Annotated in this window: 16 protein-coding genes and 1 tRNA gene; 11 read left to right on the top strand and 6 right to left on the bottom strand. The window is 63.2% G+C overall.

Going from position 1 to position 14,596, the window contains the following annotated elements; genetic code table 11:
* Positions 1 to 129: 129 nt before the first annotated feature.
* A complete protein-coding gene (locus NKI06_RS09055; RefSeq protein WP_352984936.1) occupies positions 130 to 1,125 on the bottom strand; it encodes an aldo/keto reductase in 996 nt (331 codons plus the stop codon).
* A 96-nt stretch (positions 1,126 to 1,221) separates the two neighbouring features.
* On the opposite strand from NKI06_RS09055, the gene NKI06_RS09060 reads away from it, so the two are divergent.
* The 4 genes from NKI06_RS09060 (at position 1,222) to NKI06_RS09075 (ending at position 4,549) form a co-directional block, all read left to right on the top strand.
* A complete protein-coding gene (locus tag NKI06_RS09060) occupies positions 1,222 to 2,112 on the top strand; it encodes a LysR family transcriptional regulator (RefSeq protein ID WP_023728836.1) in 891 nt (296 codons plus the stop codon).
* A gap of 150 nt (positions 2,113 to 2,262) precedes the next feature.
* Positions 2,263 to 2,841, top strand: coding sequence for a cytochrome b (locus tag NKI06_RS09065; RefSeq protein ID WP_023714486.1), 579 nt, complete (start codon positions 2,263 to 2,265; stop codon positions 2,839 to 2,841).
* A gap of 67 nt (positions 2,842 to 2,908) precedes the next feature.
* Complete coding sequence (locus NKI06_RS09070) at positions 2,909 to 3,484, top strand: YceI family protein (RefSeq protein WP_352984937.1); 576 nt, start codon at positions 2,909 to 2,911, stop codon at positions 3,482 to 3,484.
* A gap of 78 nt (positions 3,485 to 3,562) precedes the next feature.
* The gene (locus tag NKI06_RS09075; protein WP_352984939.1) at positions 3,563 to 4,549 is read left to right on the top strand and encodes a Gfo/Idh/MocA family protein; all 987 of its coding nucleotides are present in this window, start codon (positions 3,563 to 3,565) and stop codon (positions 4,547 to 4,549) included.
* An 84-nt stretch (positions 4,550 to 4,633) separates the two neighbouring features.
* Here NKI06_RS09075 and NKI06_RS09080 read toward each other — a convergent pair whose 3' ends face one another.
* Positions 4,634 to 5,482 carry an alpha/beta fold hydrolase gene (locus NKI06_RS09080; protein ID WP_245260324.1) on the bottom strand — a complete coding sequence of 283 codons (849 nt, stop codon included), beginning with the start codon at positions 5,480 to 5,482 and terminating at the stop codon, positions 4,634 to 4,636.
* Between the two features lie 53 nt (positions 5,483 to 5,535).
* Complete coding sequence (locus NKI06_RS09085) at positions 5,536 to 5,901, bottom strand: VOC family protein (protein ID WP_352758505.1); 366 nt, start codon at positions 5,899 to 5,901, stop codon at positions 5,536 to 5,538.
* A 147-nt stretch (positions 5,902 to 6,048) separates the two neighbouring features.
* Here NKI06_RS09085 and NKI06_RS09090 point away from each other — a divergent pair, with 147 nt between their 5' ends.
* Together NKI06_RS09090 and NKI06_RS09095 are read left to right on the top strand one after the other, a co-directional pair.
* Entirely contained in the window at positions 6,049 to 6,357 is a 309-nt protein-coding gene (locus NKI06_RS09090; protein ID WP_023681378.1) for a hypothetical protein, read from the top strand.
* 32 nt (positions 6,358 to 6,389) lie between these two features.
* Entirely contained in the window at positions 6,390 to 7,280 is an 891-nt protein-coding gene (locus NKI06_RS09095) for a sigma-70 family RNA polymerase sigma factor (protein WP_352984941.1), read from the top strand.
* Positions 7,281 to 7,310: 30 nt separating this feature from the next.
* Here NKI06_RS09095 and NKI06_RS09100 read toward each other — a convergent pair whose 3' ends face one another.
* Positions 7,311 to 8,039 (bottom strand): GntR family transcriptional regulator, encoded by a 729-nt coding sequence (locus tag NKI06_RS09100; RefSeq protein WP_031243299.1) that lies wholly within the window; start codon positions 8,037 to 8,039, stop codon positions 7,311 to 7,313.
* A 172-nt stretch (positions 8,040 to 8,211) separates the two neighbouring features.
* Between NKI06_RS09100 and NKI06_RS09105 the strand changes: the two genes are divergently transcribed.
* Positions 8,212 to 8,754 carry an autotransporter gene (locus NKI06_RS09105; protein WP_352984943.1) on the top strand — a complete coding sequence of 181 codons (543 nt, stop codon included), beginning with the start codon at positions 8,212 to 8,214 and terminating at the stop codon, positions 8,752 to 8,754.
* 254 nt (positions 8,755 to 9,008) lie between these two features.
* Here the strand turns inward: NKI06_RS09105 and NKI06_RS09110 are convergent.
* Together NKI06_RS09110 and NKI06_RS09115 are read right to left on the bottom strand one after the other, a co-directional pair.
* Positions 9,009 to 9,085: transfer RNA gene (locus NKI06_RS09110), tRNA-Arg, on the bottom strand.
* Between the two features lie 195 nt (positions 9,086 to 9,280).
* Positions 9,281 to 10,813, bottom strand: a complete 1,533-nt coding sequence (locus tag NKI06_RS09115; protein ID WP_023728827.1) for an ATP-binding protein — start codon at positions 10,811 to 10,813, stop codon at positions 9,281 to 9,283.
* 344 nt (positions 10,814 to 11,157) lie between these two features.
* On the opposite strand from NKI06_RS09115, the gene rpmH reads away from it, so the two are divergent.
* The 4 genes from rpmH (at position 11,158) to NKI06_RS09135 (ending at position 14,397) form a co-directional block, all read left to right on the top strand.
* Complete coding sequence (gene rpmH, locus NKI06_RS09120; RefSeq protein ID WP_008833937.1) at positions 11,158 to 11,292, top strand: 50S ribosomal protein L34; 135 nt, start codon at positions 11,158 to 11,160, stop codon at positions 11,290 to 11,292.
* A gap of 16 nt (positions 11,293 to 11,308) precedes the next feature.
* Complete coding sequence (gene rnpA, locus NKI06_RS09125) at positions 11,309 to 11,662, top strand: ribonuclease P protein component (RefSeq protein ID WP_023672264.1); 354 nt, start codon at positions 11,309 to 11,311, stop codon at positions 11,660 to 11,662.
* Positions 11,663 to 11,676: 14 nt separating this feature from the next.
* Positions 11,677 to 13,491, top strand: coding sequence for a membrane protein insertase YidC (gene yidC, locus NKI06_RS09130; protein WP_352984945.1), 1,815 nt, complete (start codon positions 11,677 to 11,679; stop codon positions 13,489 to 13,491).
* A gap of 339 nt (positions 13,492 to 13,830) precedes the next feature.
* The gene (locus NKI06_RS09135) at positions 13,831 to 14,397 is read left to right on the top strand and encodes a fasciclin domain-containing protein (protein ID WP_352519059.1); all 567 of its coding nucleotides are present in this window, start codon (positions 13,831 to 13,833) and stop codon (positions 14,395 to 14,397) included.
* Positions 14,398 to 14,596: the final 199 nt, after the last annotated feature.

Consider the following 14,596-nt stretch of genomic DNA (forward strand, 5'->3'; position numbering starts at 1 on the left):
TTCTGCAACTTTGGTGATTGGCGAAAACAGCGACGACAGGCGATCTCCCCCCTTGCGGGGGAGATGTCCGGCATGTCAGAGGGGGGTGCCGCGCGCTGACTTCTCAGGGCGCCAAGCTCCCCCGCTTGTTCACCCATTCACCAGCGCCAACAGTTCCTCCGTATAGCGCTTACCCACCACCTTATCCGGCGACAGCGCGTCGCCAATCGCCGCCACCTCGGCCGCGCTCAGCTCGATCCCGGCCGCCGCCGTGTTCTGCTCGAGATGGCGTATCTTTCTTGCGCCGGGGATCGGCACGATGAAGTCGCCCTGGTGCAGCACCCAAGCCAGCGCCAGCTGCGCCGATGTGACGCCTTTTTCCACCGCCAGCTTTTCCAGCGTCGCAACGACCTTGGCGTTTGCCGCCATGGCGTCGGCCTGGAAACGCGGCAAGGTGCGGCGCCAGTCGTCGTCGCTGAGGGCCTCGGGCTTGGCGATGGTGCCGGTGAGCAGGCCGCGACCGAGCGGGCTGTAGGGGACGAAGCCGATGCCGAGTTCGCGGCAGACATCGAACACTTCGTCTTCGGGGTCGCGGCTCCAGAGCGAATATTCACTCTGCACGGCAGCGATCGGGTGCACGGCGTGCGCCCGGCGGATGGTGGTGGCACTGACCTCCGACAGGCCCAGCGCCCGCACCTTGCCGTCGCGCACCAGTTCCGCCATGGCGCCGACCGTGTCCTCTATCGGCACGCCGGGATCGACGCGGTGCTGGTAGTAGAGGTCGATGACATCGGTATCGAGCCGTTTCAGCGAGGCTTCCGCCACTGCCTTGACGTGCTCCGGGCGGCTATCGACGCCAACCATACGTTCGAGGCCTGAGCCTTCCTCGGAAATCTTGAAGCCGAATTTGGTGGCGATCGTCACCCTGTCGCGCACCGGCTTCAACGCCTTGCCGAGAAGGATCTCGTTCTCAAAGGGACCATAGACTTCGGCGGTGTCGAAAAACGTCACGCCGATCTCGACAGCGCGGCGCAGCGTGGCGATTGCGTCCGCCTCGGCCTGACCGCCATAGGCGAAGCTCATGCCCATGCAGCCGAGGCCGACGGGGAAGACTTCGAGTTCAGTACCAAGTTTGCGGGTTTTCATGGCGCGTCTCCTTGTTGCGATGAAAGAGAGATAGCGCTTGGCTTTACGTTCGATAATTGGCTGTCATTCGCACGGGCTGTTCTATAAAATAGAGCAATGAACCGAGCGCATCTTTCTCAACTCGCTGTACTGGCAACAGTCGCCCAATGCGGCAGTTTTCGTGGCGCGGCGCGCGAACTGGCCATAGCGCCCTCGGCAGTGAGCCATGCCGTGTCCAGCCTGGAGGCGCGGCTCGGCGTGCGGCTTTTGGCGCGCAGCACCCGCAGCGTAGCGCCAACGGAAGAGGGCGCGCAGTTGCTCGAACGGCTGCGGCCGGCGCTGTCCGAGATCGATCTGGCGCTGGAAACGGCGATCGAGGCGCGCGACCGGCCGGCCGGGAACCTGCGGCTGACCGTGCCGCGCACCGCGGCCCACCTGGCATTGACGCCCAGGCTCGGCGGCTTTGCCGCGGCCTATCCTGACATCGTGCTGGAAATCGTCATCGAGGATCGCTTCACCGACGTCGTCGAAGGCGGCTTCGATGCCGGCGTGCGGCTCGGTGAGAGCCTGCAGCGCGACATGATCGCGGTGCGCATCGGACCGGACCTTCGCGGCGCCGTGGTCGGCGCGCCATCCTATTTCGCGACCATGCCAAGACCCCGCCATCCGCGCGATCTTGCCGACCACCGCTGCATCCGCTTCCGTTTTTCCAGCGGCATTCTTTACCGCTGGGAATTCGAGAAGGATGGCGAAGAGATCGAGATCGCGGCGCAAGGGCCGCTGATCCTCGACGAAGACCATCTGATCGCCCAGGCGGCGGTCGACGGCGCTGGGCTCGCCTTCGTCTTCGACGATTATGTGCGCGCGCCGCTCGCCGACGGTCGCTTGATCCGCGTGCTGGAAGACTGGTGTCCGCCCTTCGACGGTTTCTTCGTCTACTACCCCAGCCGCCGCCAGATGCGCCCGGCGCTGCGGGCGTTTGTGGATTTCTTCAAGGTCGGTGGTTAGCCACCTCCCCCTAGTGGGGAGGGTCGATCCGCGTAGCGGATCGGGGTGGGAGTCTTCGTAGGGCGCTACCCCCCACCCCGTCGCTTCGCGCCGACCCTCCCCACAAGGGGGAGGGTGGAAGAAAGCCCAGCTGCCATTCGTTCACCAACCATGCCGGCATTCATCACCAACAATTCAACCCGCTACGGCTGGGCGGCGATCGTCCTCCACTGGCTGATCGGCATCCTGTTCATCGGCCAGTTCATGCTCGGCTTCATCATGGTGCGGTTGACCAGCCAGCGCACCGCCTTCGAGCTGATCCAGCTGCACAAATCCTTCGGCTTCCTGCTGCTCGGCCTCCTCATCCTGCGCATTGCCTGGCGGCTCGGCAATACGGCCCCGGCCTTGCCGGCCTCGGTCGGAGGCCTGGAGCGTCGGACGGCGCCGCTGGCGCATCTGGCGCTTTATGGCTTCCAGCTCGCGGTGCCGCTGTCCGGCTGGGCACTGGTTTCGGTGTCGATGCTGGAGATACCCAGCATGCCGTTCAACCTGTTCGTGATGCCGAACCTGCCGCTCGGCGTGTCCGATGCGGCGGAAAACTTCTGGGCGATAGCACACTGGTATCTCGCCTATGTCGGCATTGCCTTGGTCGCGCTGCATGCACTGGCGGCACTGCGGCATCATTTCTGGCTCCACGACAGCGTGCTCACGCGCATGATCACGCCTTCGTCAGATCAGGACATGGAATAGGGCGCGCCGCGCATTCGTTCATTGGGGTGAGGGCGCAAGACTTCGCCTGCCTCAGAAGGACAAACCCATGTATGCGCGCATCTTCGGATTGGCGGCTGTTGCCGTTTGCCTTGCAATGCCTGTCTCCGCCGCTGTGGACCTCGGCGACGCCGCCGGCACCTACACGGTCAACCCGGCCAGCTCCAGCATTCGCTTCTCCATCGGCAAGGTCGGTGGCGGCGGCCTCGACGGCGCCTTTGGCCGCTTCAAGGGCTCCATCCGCATCGACAACAGCGATGTCGGCCGTTCCGCGGTCAACTTCACCATCTATCCCGAAAGCGTCGGCACCGGCCAGGGCCGCATCGATGCCTTCCTGCGCTCCGATGCGGTGTTCGACGTCGCCAACAGCCCCGAAATCCAGTTCCGCTCGACCAGCGTAACCCGAACCAGCGACACCACGGCGCTGGTCAGCGGCCGGCTGACGGCGCGCGGCAAGACGTTTGCGGAAAAGTTCACTGCCGAGCTCGGCGGGCTGAAGGGCGGCGTCATTAAATTCCGCGTCACCGGCAAGGTGCTGCGCTCCCGGTACGGCATGGATGTCGGCACGCCGATCTATTCGAATATTGTCGATTTCGACATGACGCTGACGGGCAAGCGAGGCTAGCAGGACCAGCGATCCGCATTGGCTTTTCCCGCAATTTCGGGCAAACCTCCTCGCCTGTAAATCGATAGGAGAAGCCTGATGTTCCGATGGGGTGTTTTGTCGACGGCCAAGATCGGCCGCGAGCAATTGTTGCCGGCAATCGTCGAGGCCGAGAATGGCGTTTTGTCCGCGATCGCCAGCCGCGACCTGTCGAAGGCCGAGGCCCTGGGCGAGCGGTTCGGCGCCAGACATGCCTTTGGTTCGTATGAGGAGCTGCTCGCTTCGAAAGACGTCGACGGCGTCTACATCCCGCTGCCGACCTCGCAGCATGTCGAATGGACGGCCAAGGCCATCGAAGCGGGAAAACATGTGCTGGTGGAGAAGCCGCTGGCGCTCGACGCCAAGGACATCGCGCCGCTGATCAAGCTGCGCGACAGCAAGAAGGTGCTGGTCTGCGAGGCCTTCATGGTCATCTACCACCCGCAATGGATCAAGGTGCGCGATCTCATCGCCGATGGCGCCATCGGCCGGCTGCGCCATGTGCAGGGCGCCTTCTCCTATTACAATGTCGATCCCACCAACATGCGCAACCAGCTCGATCTCGGCGGCGGCGCGCTGCCTGATATCGGCGTCTATCCGACGGTGTCGACGCGGTTTTCAACCGGCAAGGAGCCGCTCCGCGTGCAGGCGACGATCGAGCGCGACAAGAAATTCGGCACCGACATCTATTCCTCGATCCGCGCCGATTTCGGCGATTTCGAACTGTCCTTCTACCTCTCGACGCAGATGGCGGCGCGGCAGGTGATGGTGTTTCACGGCGAGAAGGGTTTCATCGAGGTGTTCTCGCCGTTCAATGCCGGGCTCTACGACCATCACCGCATCGAACTGCACAACCAGAACCATACGGAGGCGCAGGTGTTCCGCTTTCCCGGCACCCAGCAATACCGGCGCGAGGTCGAGACGTTTGCCAGGGCGGCACAGGGCGGCAAGGAGCGTATCTTCACGCTGGAGGAGTCCGTACTCAACCAGAAGGTCATTGACGCCATCTTCCGCGCCGGTGGCAAGGAAGGCTGGGAGGCCGTCTGATACAGCATCTTAGCCGGTAATTTCATGGGAGAAGGGCGTCCGCATTGTGCATGCGGACGCTCCTTTCCTATTGGACTGACGATCTCACGCGCCTCTGAGCGTCAGGTGCAAGGTCTCGGCGAAGCGGTCGGGATAGGGCGCAAAGCCCATATGGTCGCCGGGGAAGGCGGCGCGCTTGCTGCCGAGCCTGTCGGCCAGCGCCTTGCCCATGCCGTCGATCGGCTGGCCGATGGACTCTTCGCCGATGCCGACCACGACCGGGCGGCCGCGCAGCGCCTCGATATCAGGACGGTAGAGCGACAGCGGCATGACGCCATGCGCCAGCCAGTATTCGAAATTGCCGCTGACCCTGGCAAAGGTCTCGGCCTCCTCGGGCGACGGTTCGAACGAAGGCGGTCCGTCCTGCGGCCCGGCTTCATCCTGGCCCGGCCCTTCCGACAGGCTGTTCTCGCTGAAGAATTTCTGCATCGCCGCCTCGACGCCCTGGCTGCGATAGGTGTCGTGCAGGTCGCGCATGCCGGCCAGTGACGGCGACGGGTCGTCGAGCAGCATCATGCTGGGCGGCTCATGCGCCACCAGCGCACGAACCCGGCCGGGATGGCGGGCGGCGAGGTTGAGCCCGATCTGGGCGCCGCCGCTGGTGCCGAACACATAGGCCGGTCCGGCGCCAAGCGCCTCGATCAATCGCGCGGCATCGTCGCCATGGACATCGAGGTCCTGCTCTTGCGGCTCTCCGTCGAAGGTGCTGCGCGAATTGCCGCGCGGATCATAGGCGACCACCGTGTAGCGGTCGGCGAGGTGGCCCGCGACATCGGCGAAGACGCCGGCGTCCTGCGGTCCGCCGGGGATTATCAACAGTACGGGGCCGGAACCGCGCATCTCATAATAGAGGCTGGCGCCCGGTACTTTCAGCGTCGACGTTTGGGGGGTCATGTCCATCTCTCCTGTTGTTCTCATGTCGAAGTTCGGCTTTGCGCCGGGTCCGATCATTTGCTGGCGACAACCATGCGGTTGCCCTCGCTGTCGCGGAATTCGGCGACCGTGCGGCCCGGCTGCCAAGTCGCTTCCTGCGGCTCGGTGATGATTTCGACGCCGCGCGCCTTCAGGCCCGCGACCGTTGCCTCGACATCGCCATCAACGAGCACCAGCACGGGCTCAGTGCCCGGCGTGTCATCGGGGCGTTTGACGAAATGCAAATTGGTGACGGCGCCGGGAAATGTCAGCTCGATCCAGCGCCAGCCGCTGTCGCCCATCAGCTGGTCCTCCGCCACCTGGCAAGCAAGATGGCCGGTGTAGAAGGCCTTGGCGCGGTCCTGGTCGAACACCGGCAATTCGGCAAACTGGATGTGCATGATGGGTCTCTCCTGCTCCTCGATGGCTGCCGCGCAGCCGTCCACGGGAAAGACGATCCGGACGATCGAAAAGATTCGCCGGGCGACGAATCTTTTCGAGGCCGCGAAACGTCTTCTCCGTGCAGAGTTGAAAAACAGGAGACGACAATGGGCTACAATCTCATCCGCTACGGCGTGAAGGACGAAAGCATCGCCGAGAACCGTATGCTGGTTGCACAGGTGTTCGAGGCACTCGACGACACGAAGCCGCAATCTGTGCGCTACCTCGTCCTGGAACTGGAGAATGGCGAGTTCATCCATCTTGTCAGCCAGGATGGCGACGGCCTGACCGGGCTCGCAGCCTTCAAGGCCTTCAGCGCCGATCATGCCGGACGCCGCTCGACGCCGCTTGCCAGATCGCCGGCAAAGATCGTCGGCAATTATCGTATGCTGGCCGGCGAGGTCGTGCCGGCTTGAATGCAAAGACCGGCATTTAGGGAACGGACAGGATGAACACAGCAAAACTCGACCGCGTTGCCCTGGAGGCGATGCTCGGCTCCTTGCGACCGAAGCTGCACCGCTACTGCGCCCGCATGGCCGGCTCGGTGATCGATGGCGAGGACATCGTCCAGGAGACACTGATCAAGGCACTGCAGGCCATCGACGGCGACGCCGCCGTCGAGCGTCCGGAGCAATGGCTGTTCCGCATAGCCCACAATGCCGCGCAGGATCATCTGCGCCGGCGCCAGCGGGAGCAGGCGCGCATGAGCGAGACCGACATGACGACGATCGAAGACCCCTCCGCAAGCGCCGATGCGAGGCTCGCCACCGCCGCCAGCCTGCGAAGCTTCATGCAGCTGGCAACAGTGCAGCGCAGCGCCGTGATCCTTGTCGACGTGCTTGGCCTCAGCCTGCACGAAACCTGCGAAGTGTCCGGCGCGACCCTGGCCGCGACCAAGGCAGCGCTGCATCGCGGGCGGTCGCAGCTGCGCCTGCTGGCGTCACAGGACGAGCAGGCGCCTGCCCCAAAACTCGACACCGGTGACGAGCGGCGCCTGCGCCGCTATGTCGACCTGTTCAACGCGCGCGACTTCGACGCCGTGCGCGCGTTGATCGCCGAGGATATCCAGCTTGAAGTCGTCAACCGCACCCGCATGCGCGGCAAGGCGCAGGTTTCCAACTATTTCGGCAATTACGACCGTGTCCAGGACTGGGCGCTGTCGCTCGGCTTCGTCGACCGCAGGCCGGCCATCCTGATCCGCAACCCGCAAACGGGAGATGACGCCGTGCGCGGCTTCATGCTGGTCGACTGGCAGGATGGAAAGGTCAGCCATATCCGCGATTTCCGCTACGCGCCCTATTGCCTTGCCGATGCGGACATCCGCTTCATCGACGAGTAAGCATCGGCCAGAGAGCGCGGGCTTCGCGCCTCAGGCGAAGCTTTGCAAATTGGCGTCCTGCAGCTTGGAGCCGGCGAGCAAGGCCTCGAGCACCTGCTTCTTGAGCGACAGGCACTGCGAACGGGCAAGCTTTGCGATGGCCGAGACCTCGGCCAGCTCGCAGGCAAGCACCAACTCCTTCTGCTGGCCGATGATCGCTTGCGTGAAGTCGCGCGATTTGAAGCCGAGATGGAGGACACGCTCCGACTGGTCGAGCGTTTGGTCGAGCAGGCGAACTAGGCGCAGATTGCCGGAGAGTTCGGCCAGGGCCAGGCGAAAGGCGCGGTCGGCCGCCAGAAAGGCGACATGGCTGCGCAGCGTCTCCGGCTTCAGCACCTTTTGCGCCGCCAGCCTGATGTCGTCGAGCCCGCGTTCGGTGAGGTTGGCCGCGGCCACCCGGAACACTTCCGGCTCGATCAGGCTGCGGACGTCGAAAATCTCGTCGACGTCGCGCAGGCTAAGCGGTGCGATGACATAGCCGCGGCGCGGCTCGCTCTTGATCAGCCCTTCCTGCGTCAGGCGGGCCAAAGCCGAGCGGATCGTCGCCTTTCTGATCTGGTAGCGGTCGCCGATCTGCTTTTCGGTCAGGCTTTCGCCGGGTTGCAGGACGCAGGCGACGATGTCGCTCTTCAGCTGCTCATAAGCTTCCTCGCTGCGCAATATGTCGGCGGTCGACGGCGCCTTGACGGCGGACGGTGACACTGATTTCGGAAGAGCCATATCTGCCTGCCCGTTTGGTCTGCCCGCGTGGTCTGCCCGCGTGGTCTGCCCGCGTAGTCTGCCCGCGTAGTCTGCTTGCCCGTTCGACCATCCGGTTGACGGGTCTGCCGGCATTCGCTAGCCTGAGCATCTCAGTTGTATTGGTTGAGCTTCCCAATGGAGATGACGACAAATGCCTCTTGCCGCCAACTCGCCTCTTTACGCCGTAACCTCCGATATCGTCAACGCAGCCAAAGGTGCTCATGCCTTCGAACGGGTCAAGGCGGTGCTGCGCGAACACACCGACCGCTTCCATGCATCAGGCGTGCTCGCGCATGAGGAAGACGACGATGAGGTGCTGCTGCATGCCAGCCCTGACTTGACCATCTACCACATCACGCTGTCGCCCGGCCTGCAGTACCCGCCGCACAACCATCTGATGGATGCGCTGATCGGCATCTACAAGGGCAGCGAGACCAACTTCATCTATCCCGTCGACGGCAGCGAGATCGATGCGCCGGAACGCCACGACATCGCGGCGCCCGCGGTGGTGCATATGAACCCGGATACGGTGCATGCGGTCGCCAACACCGGCAGCGCCCGCTCGGGCGCACTGCATGTCTATCTCGGCAATCTGACGGAGACCCACCGCCACATGTGGAGCCCGGACAGCAACCAGGCAGAGCCGTTCGACAATATGCGGTATCTGGCTGGTGCGAGGCCGATTGGGTCCTGATCCGGGATAGGCGGAATAACGGTCGCCGCATACCGGCCCATTTCAAGAACACCGCAGCGCGTTGATTAGCGCAGTTAGTGCGGCAGGCTGATGCTGGCGACTGGGGTAATACATGAAGAAGCCTGGAATAGGCGGCGTCCAGTTCTCCAGCACTCGAATGAGGCGGTGCTCGGCAACGTGTTCCGCGACCTGCTCTTCATATGTGAGGCCAAGACCGGCTAGCGGATCGCAGGAAATCACAGTTTCGGCGGAAATGGCGCGCCCGAAGAGATTCGAACTCCTGACCCCCAGATTCGTAGTCTGGTGCTCTATCCAGCTGAGCTACGGGCGCGCAACAGGCCATGCTTTACATAGCCCCGCTAACCGATCCTGACGACCGGCCGCGACAAGACGTGTTCCCTAGCGACTGAATTTCCGAAAAGCAAGCCAATCCGGCAAAAGTTTTGTCGCAGCTGCTTTCGACGGTGCCGATCAAGGTGTGCTGAGATTCAGCTAAGTCCGACTTCGGCTGAATATCAAATACAGCTCAGGCCGGGCGGCGCAGGCCGCTGCGGGCCTGGTCGAGGCGGACCGGCTGGTCGGGGATGGTGACGGCGAAGGTGGTGCGGCCGCCGATCGATTCGACCAGTTCCACCGTGCCGCCATGGGCGCGGATCAGCTCGTGCGCGATGGCCAGGCCAAGGCCGGTGCCGCCGCTGCGGGCCGAGCCGCGAAACGCTGCGAACAGGTTTTCTCGCGCCTTCGCCGGCAGGCCGGGACCGGTGTCGGTGACAATGATGCGGCTTACGCTGCCTATGCGCTCGGCCGATACGGCGAGCCGGCGCACCAGCGCGCTCTCGGCGTCGGCCGCCATCGCCTGCACCGCGTTTCGGCACAGATTGGTGAGCACGCGAAACAGCTGGTCGGAATCGGCATCGACCTCGAAGGCGAGCTCGACGGCATTGACGAATTCGATGCCGTCCTCGATGTCGAGCAGGCCGTGGACGTCGTCGACCAGCTGGCGCAGCCGCAAGCGGCGGCGTGAGGGCGCCGGCTCCTGTGTGCGGCCATAGTGGAGCACGCCTTCGGAATAGGAGACGGCGCGGTCGAGCGCGCGCAACAGCTTTGGCGCGAAGGCCTGCACCGTCGGGTCCTTGACCAGGCGCAAGCGGTCCGACATCAGCTGCGCCGAGGCCAGGATGTTGCGCATGTCGTGGTTGATCTTGGAGACGGCGAGGCCAAGGTCGGCAAGGTGCTTCTGCTCCGACAGCATCTTTTGCAGCCGTTCCTGCATCTGCGACAGTTCGCGCTCGGCAACGCCGATCTCGTCGGCACGGGCGGCCGGGTGGATGATGCGCCCTGGATCGTCGGGCGCCTCGGAAAAGGACAGCATCGAGCGCGTCATGGTGCGGATCGGGCCGATCATGATCAGGTCGATCGCGGCATAGACCAGCATTGCGGTGAACAGCGAGATCAGCAGCGAGACGAAGGCGACGTTGCGCGAATAGCGCAGCATGGCGTTGCGCAGGGAATAGTCGGGCATGATCAGCTCGAATTCCTTGTCGCTGTCGCCGACGGGGCCGAACACCCGCAGCATGCGCTTGCCGCCGAAGAACAGCGTATCCAGCGCCCCGGTCATGCCCTTGATCATGCCGACATTGGCGATGTCGATATGCTCGTCGACCTGCGGCGGCATCTCGGCCACCACCAGCAGGCGCGATACGCCGCCGTCGCGCACCGCGATCGCCTTGGCGCCGATTGCCATCAGCACGTCGTTCTGGGCGGCGCGGGAGAGCGAATTGGGCTCGCCCTGCACCAGCACGATCGACACCGCGGCAGCGGTGCTTAGCCGCTCCTTCAGCCAGGCCAGGCGGTAGCTGGCGATCCAGGGCAGGAAAATGAGGACTTCGGCCAGGAGCACGAAGACAATGGTGAGCAAGAGCAGCTTGGTCGACAGGCCGCGCGCCAAGGGCACTGAACGATTGGGCACCGAACGGCTCGCAACCGGGCGAACGGTCGCCGGGCTGGCATCGGCTGTCGCCGGGCCGCTCCCTTCATCCGCTGATGCAACTTCGCTCATTAAGGCCTGTCTTCACAAACGCTTGATCGGTTGAGATTAGGCGATTGCGGCTTTTTTGCCAATTTCATCCTTCGTTGGACGATGGTACCAGCAATAAAGATAGCCTCGAACTGGGTGTTCGCGCCGCGACGAACGGGGTGTCGCGTCGTGACGAACTGGCAGTTCGCACTGCGACGAACTGGCGTTCGCGCCGGATTGACTCCCAAAACCCTTCTTTCTATAAGCCGCTCACGCTCGGGCCATTCGTCCCGGCGCGGTTTCGATCGCGCCAATGCCGGCCCGGCAAAGCTCCTGTTACACAGTGACAGAATCAAGAAGGGCCGCACCCCGCGGTATTAAAACAAATGAAGCGTACCTACCAACCGTCCAAACTCGTCCGCAAACGCCGGCACGGTTTCCGTGCTCGCATGGCCACCAAGGGTGGTCGCGGCGTCGTCGCAGCTCGCCGCAACCGCGGCCGCAAGCGGCTCAGCGCCTGAACGGAAGACGAGATCGTTGCCCGCAACCGGCAAGCCAGTGGGACCAAACCCCAAGCGGCTTCTGAAACGTGCGGAATTCCTGGCCGTCCGCCGCGGTGAAAAGCGGCGCGGGCGGCTTTTTCTCGTCGAAGTTCTCGACCGCAATGACGGCCTGCCGCCGCGCGTCGGCTTCACCGTCACCAAGAAGGTCGGCAATGCGGTTGTCCGCAACCGCGTCAGGCGGCGGCTGAAAGAAGCCGTGCGCACCCATGCCGCAAGTGACATGGCGCCCGGCAATGACTATGTCATCGTCGGGCGTGAAGACGTGCTCACCATTCCGTTCGGCCAGTTGAAGGCCGAACTCTCCCGCCGTCTCAGCGGAACACGATAGGCCAAGGGCTTTCGATGGAAAACAACCGGAACTTCTACATCACCATCGTCTTGTCGGTGCTGATCCTCGGGCTGTGGCAATATTTTTATGTGCTGCCGCGCAGCGAACAGCAGCGCGAGGCGGCCCGCATCGAAGAGCAGCGGGCGGCGGAGCAGAAGAAGGCGGCCGAGGCCGCCAATCCCGGCGGCACGACGGCGCCCTCGGCGCCCGGCGCCATTCCAAACGCGCCCGGCACCTATGTCACCACGCCGGAAGGCCGCGCGCAGGAAGTGGCCAAGACGGCCCGCGTCAACATCGACACGCCGAGCCTGTCGGGCTCGATCAACCTGACCGGCGCGCGTCTCGACGACCTAAAGCTCAAGCACTATACCGAGACGGTCGACAAGACATCGCCGCAGATCCAGCTGCTCAATCCGCAGGCGCTGCCCACCGGCTATTATGCCGAGATCGGCTTTGTCGGCAGCGACACGACCGGCACGGTGCCGGGCCCGGAAACGGTCTGGAGCGTCGACGGCAATGCGACTCTGACGCCGGCGACGCCAGTGACGCTGACCTTCACCAACGACAAGGGCCTGACCTTCAAGCGCACGATCTCCGTCGACGGCGACTACATGTTCACCGTTTCCGATGCGGTGCAGAATTCAGGCTCGGCCCCGGTCACGCTGTCCAATTACGGCCGCGTCATCCGTTTCGACAAGCCAGCCATTGCCAGCTCCTATGTGCTGCATGAAGGCCTGATCGGCGTCACCGGCACGGAAGGCCTGCAGGAGCACAAATACGCCGACATCGAGAAGAACAAGCTCTATACGCCGAGCAAATCGACCGATGGCTGGCTTGGCATCACCGACAAATATTGGGCGGTCACCCTGGTGCCGACCGAGAAGCAGCCCTTCCAGCCGCACTATGCCTATTACGACAATGGCCGCCCGCGCTACCAGTCGGACTTCCTCACCGACCCGATCACCATTGCCGCCGGCCAGTCGGCGACGGTGGAGACCGAGATCTTCGCCGGCGCCAAGGAAGTCAACAAGATCAACGCCTACGCCCAGGACCGGCAGATCAGGCTGTTCGACCGGCTGATCGATTGGGGGTGGTTCATCTGGATCACCAAGCCGATGTTCTACCTGATCGACACGCTGTACAAATTCTTCGGCAATTTCGGTCTGGCCATCCTTGCCACCACCGTCGTCGTCAAAACCCTCTTCTTCCCGCTCGCCAACAAATCCTATGCGTCGATGGCGAACATGAAGAAGGTGCAGCCCAAGATGCTCGAGATCCGCGAGAAATACGCGGACGACAAGATGAAGCAGCAACAGGCGATGATGGAGCTGTACAAGACCGAGAAGATCAATCCGCTCGCCGGCTGCTGGCCGGTGGCGCTGCAGATCCCGGTGTTCTTCTCGCTCTACAAGGTGCTCTACATCACCATCGAGATGCGGCACGCGCCGTTCTTCGGCTGGGTCCAGGATCTGGCCGCGCCCGATCCGACCTCGGTCTTCAACCTGTTCGGCCTGCTGCCCTTCGCGCCACCGGCCTTCCTGCCGCATATGGGCGCCTGGGCGGTGGTGATGGGCATCACCATGTTCCTGCAGATGCGCATGAACCCGACCCCGCCGGATCCGACGCAGGCGCAGATCTTTACCTGGATGCCGGTGATCTTCACCTTCATGATGGGCAGCTTCCCGGCCGGCCTCGTCATCTACTGGGCCTGGAACAACACGCTGTCGATCCTGCAGCAGGGCGTGATCATGAAGCGCCAGGGCGCCAAGATCGAATTGTGGGACAATCTGACGGCATTGTTCCGAAAGAAACCCTCGCCGGCTGAATAAACGGCGTGGCAATCAAAGCCCCGGCTCGTCCGGGGTTTTTGTGGACGAGGCGCGCATCACGTTCCCGTGAGGCGCGAAACTTGCGGCGTGCAACCGGCGTGGCTGCTGCTTGTACCGCCAAGGCCGATCAACACCGATCAGCTCTAATCCGAAGACCGCTGTTTTTGATCCGTGACCCCGTCATGTCCATCGCGGGGATGCGGCGCGTGGAATGGGCATTCGCCTTTAAGTATTTGTTATCATTATCGTTTTTTACTCTGCACCGAAACTTTCCCGCAATCGCCGCGTAACTCTTCCCGACAATCGAATCAACAATTGTCGCACCAGAAGGGTTCTCCAATGGCAAAGTCCATCCTCAAGGCATTCTGCTTTTCCGCCGGCCTGGCTCTATCGGGCCTCGCAGCTACGACGGCCTATACGCTCGCCAATCCCGCCGTTGGCGGCGCTGCGATGCTGACCTCGAAGAACATCGTCGAGAACGCCCTCAACTCGCCGATCCACAAGACGCTGGTTGCCGCCGTCAAGGCCGCCGGCCTGGTCGACACGCTGGAAAGCGCGGGACCCTTCACGGTGTTTGCGCCGACCGATTCCGCCTTCAAGAAACTGCCGGCCGGCACCGTCGCCACGCTGGTGAAGCCCGAAAATAAGGACAAGCTGGCCAAGATCCTGACCGCCCATGTCGTGGCCGGCAAGATCTCCGCCAAGGATATGATGACCAAGGCCAAGGCGATGGGTGGCAAGTATGAAATGAAGACCGTCAGCGGCGACACGCTGATCGCCGAGGTAAAAAAAGGCGCGCTTTATATCGTCGACGAATCCGGCGGCGCCGCCAAGGTAACGGTCGCCGACGTCAACCAGTCGAACGGCGTCATCCACGTCGTCAACAAGGTGCTGTTGCCGAAGTAACGGTTTTAGGCAACGGCGAATGACGGCGGGCTGCGACGGGCTTTCTCGGTCTGCCTTCCCCACCTCACGGCGAGGTGCCATTCTTTTGAAGCCGTCTTCGCCACCACGGGGTCCTGCTTGTCCTTCGCAGGGCCCCGTTTTTCGTTTCAGGGCGCCTTAGGCGACTGCGCTGCGGTCGACCTGATCGTGATCTGCCGCG

Origin of the sequence: Mesorhizobium sp. M0772 (genome assembly GCF_040320135.1) — a bacterium.
Classification (GTDB): domain Bacteria; phylum Pseudomonadota; class Alphaproteobacteria; order Rhizobiales; family Rhizobiaceae; genus Mesorhizobium.

Bases quoted from the DNA above. Each gene is read 5' to 3' on its own strand.
- NKI06_RS09055 (WP_352984936.1), bottom strand. From the start codon at position 1,125: ATGAAAACCCGCAAACTTGGTACTGAACTCGAAGTCTTCCCCGTCGGC.
- NKI06_RS09060 (WP_023728836.1), top strand. From the start codon at position 1,222: ATGAACCGAGCGCATCTTTCTCAACTCGCTGTACTGGCAACAGTCGCC.
- NKI06_RS09065 (WP_023714486.1), top strand. From the start codon at position 2,263: ATGCCGGCATTCATCACCAACAATTCAACCCGCTACGGCTGGGCGGCG.
- NKI06_RS09070 (WP_352984937.1), top strand. From the start codon at position 2,909: ATGTATGCGCGCATCTTCGGATTGGCGGCTGTTGCCGTTTGCCTTGCA.
- NKI06_RS09075 (WP_352984939.1), top strand. From the start codon at position 3,563: ATGTTCCGATGGGGTGTTTTGTCGACGGCCAAGATCGGCCGCGAGCAA.
- NKI06_RS09080 (WP_245260324.1), bottom strand. From the start codon at position 5,482: ATGACCCCCCAAACGTCGACGCTGAAAGTACCGGGCGCCAGCCTCTAT.
- NKI06_RS09085 (WP_352758505.1), bottom strand. From the start codon at position 5,901: ATGCACATCCAGTTTGCCGAATTGCCGGTGTTCGACCAGGACCGCGCC.
- NKI06_RS09090 (WP_023681378.1), top strand. From the start codon at position 6,049: ATGGGCTACAATCTCATCCGCTACGGCGTGAAGGACGAAAGCATCGCC.
- NKI06_RS09095 (WP_352984941.1), top strand. From the start codon at position 6,390: ATGAACACAGCAAAACTCGACCGCGTTGCCCTGGAGGCGATGCTCGGC.
- NKI06_RS09100 (WP_031243299.1), bottom strand. From the start codon at position 8,039: ATGGCTCTTCCGAAATCAGTGTCACCGTCCGCCGTCAAGGCGCCGTCG.
- NKI06_RS09105 (WP_352984943.1), top strand. From the start codon at position 8,212: ATGCCTCTTGCCGCCAACTCGCCTCTTTACGCCGTAACCTCCGATATC.
- NKI06_RS09115 (WP_023728827.1), bottom strand. From the start codon at position 10,813: ATGAGCGAAGTTGCATCAGCGGATGAAGGGAGCGGCCCGGCGACAGCC.
- rpmH (WP_008833937.1), top strand. From the start codon at position 11,158: ATGAAGCGTACCTACCAACCGTCCAAACTCGTCCGCAAACGCCGGCAC.
- yidC (WP_352984945.1), top strand. From the start codon at position 11,677: ATGGAAAACAACCGGAACTTCTACATCACCATCGTCTTGTCGGTGCTG.
- NKI06_RS09135 (WP_352519059.1), top strand. From the start codon at position 13,831: ATGGCAAAGTCCATCCTCAAGGCATTCTGCTTTTCCGCCGGCCTGGCT.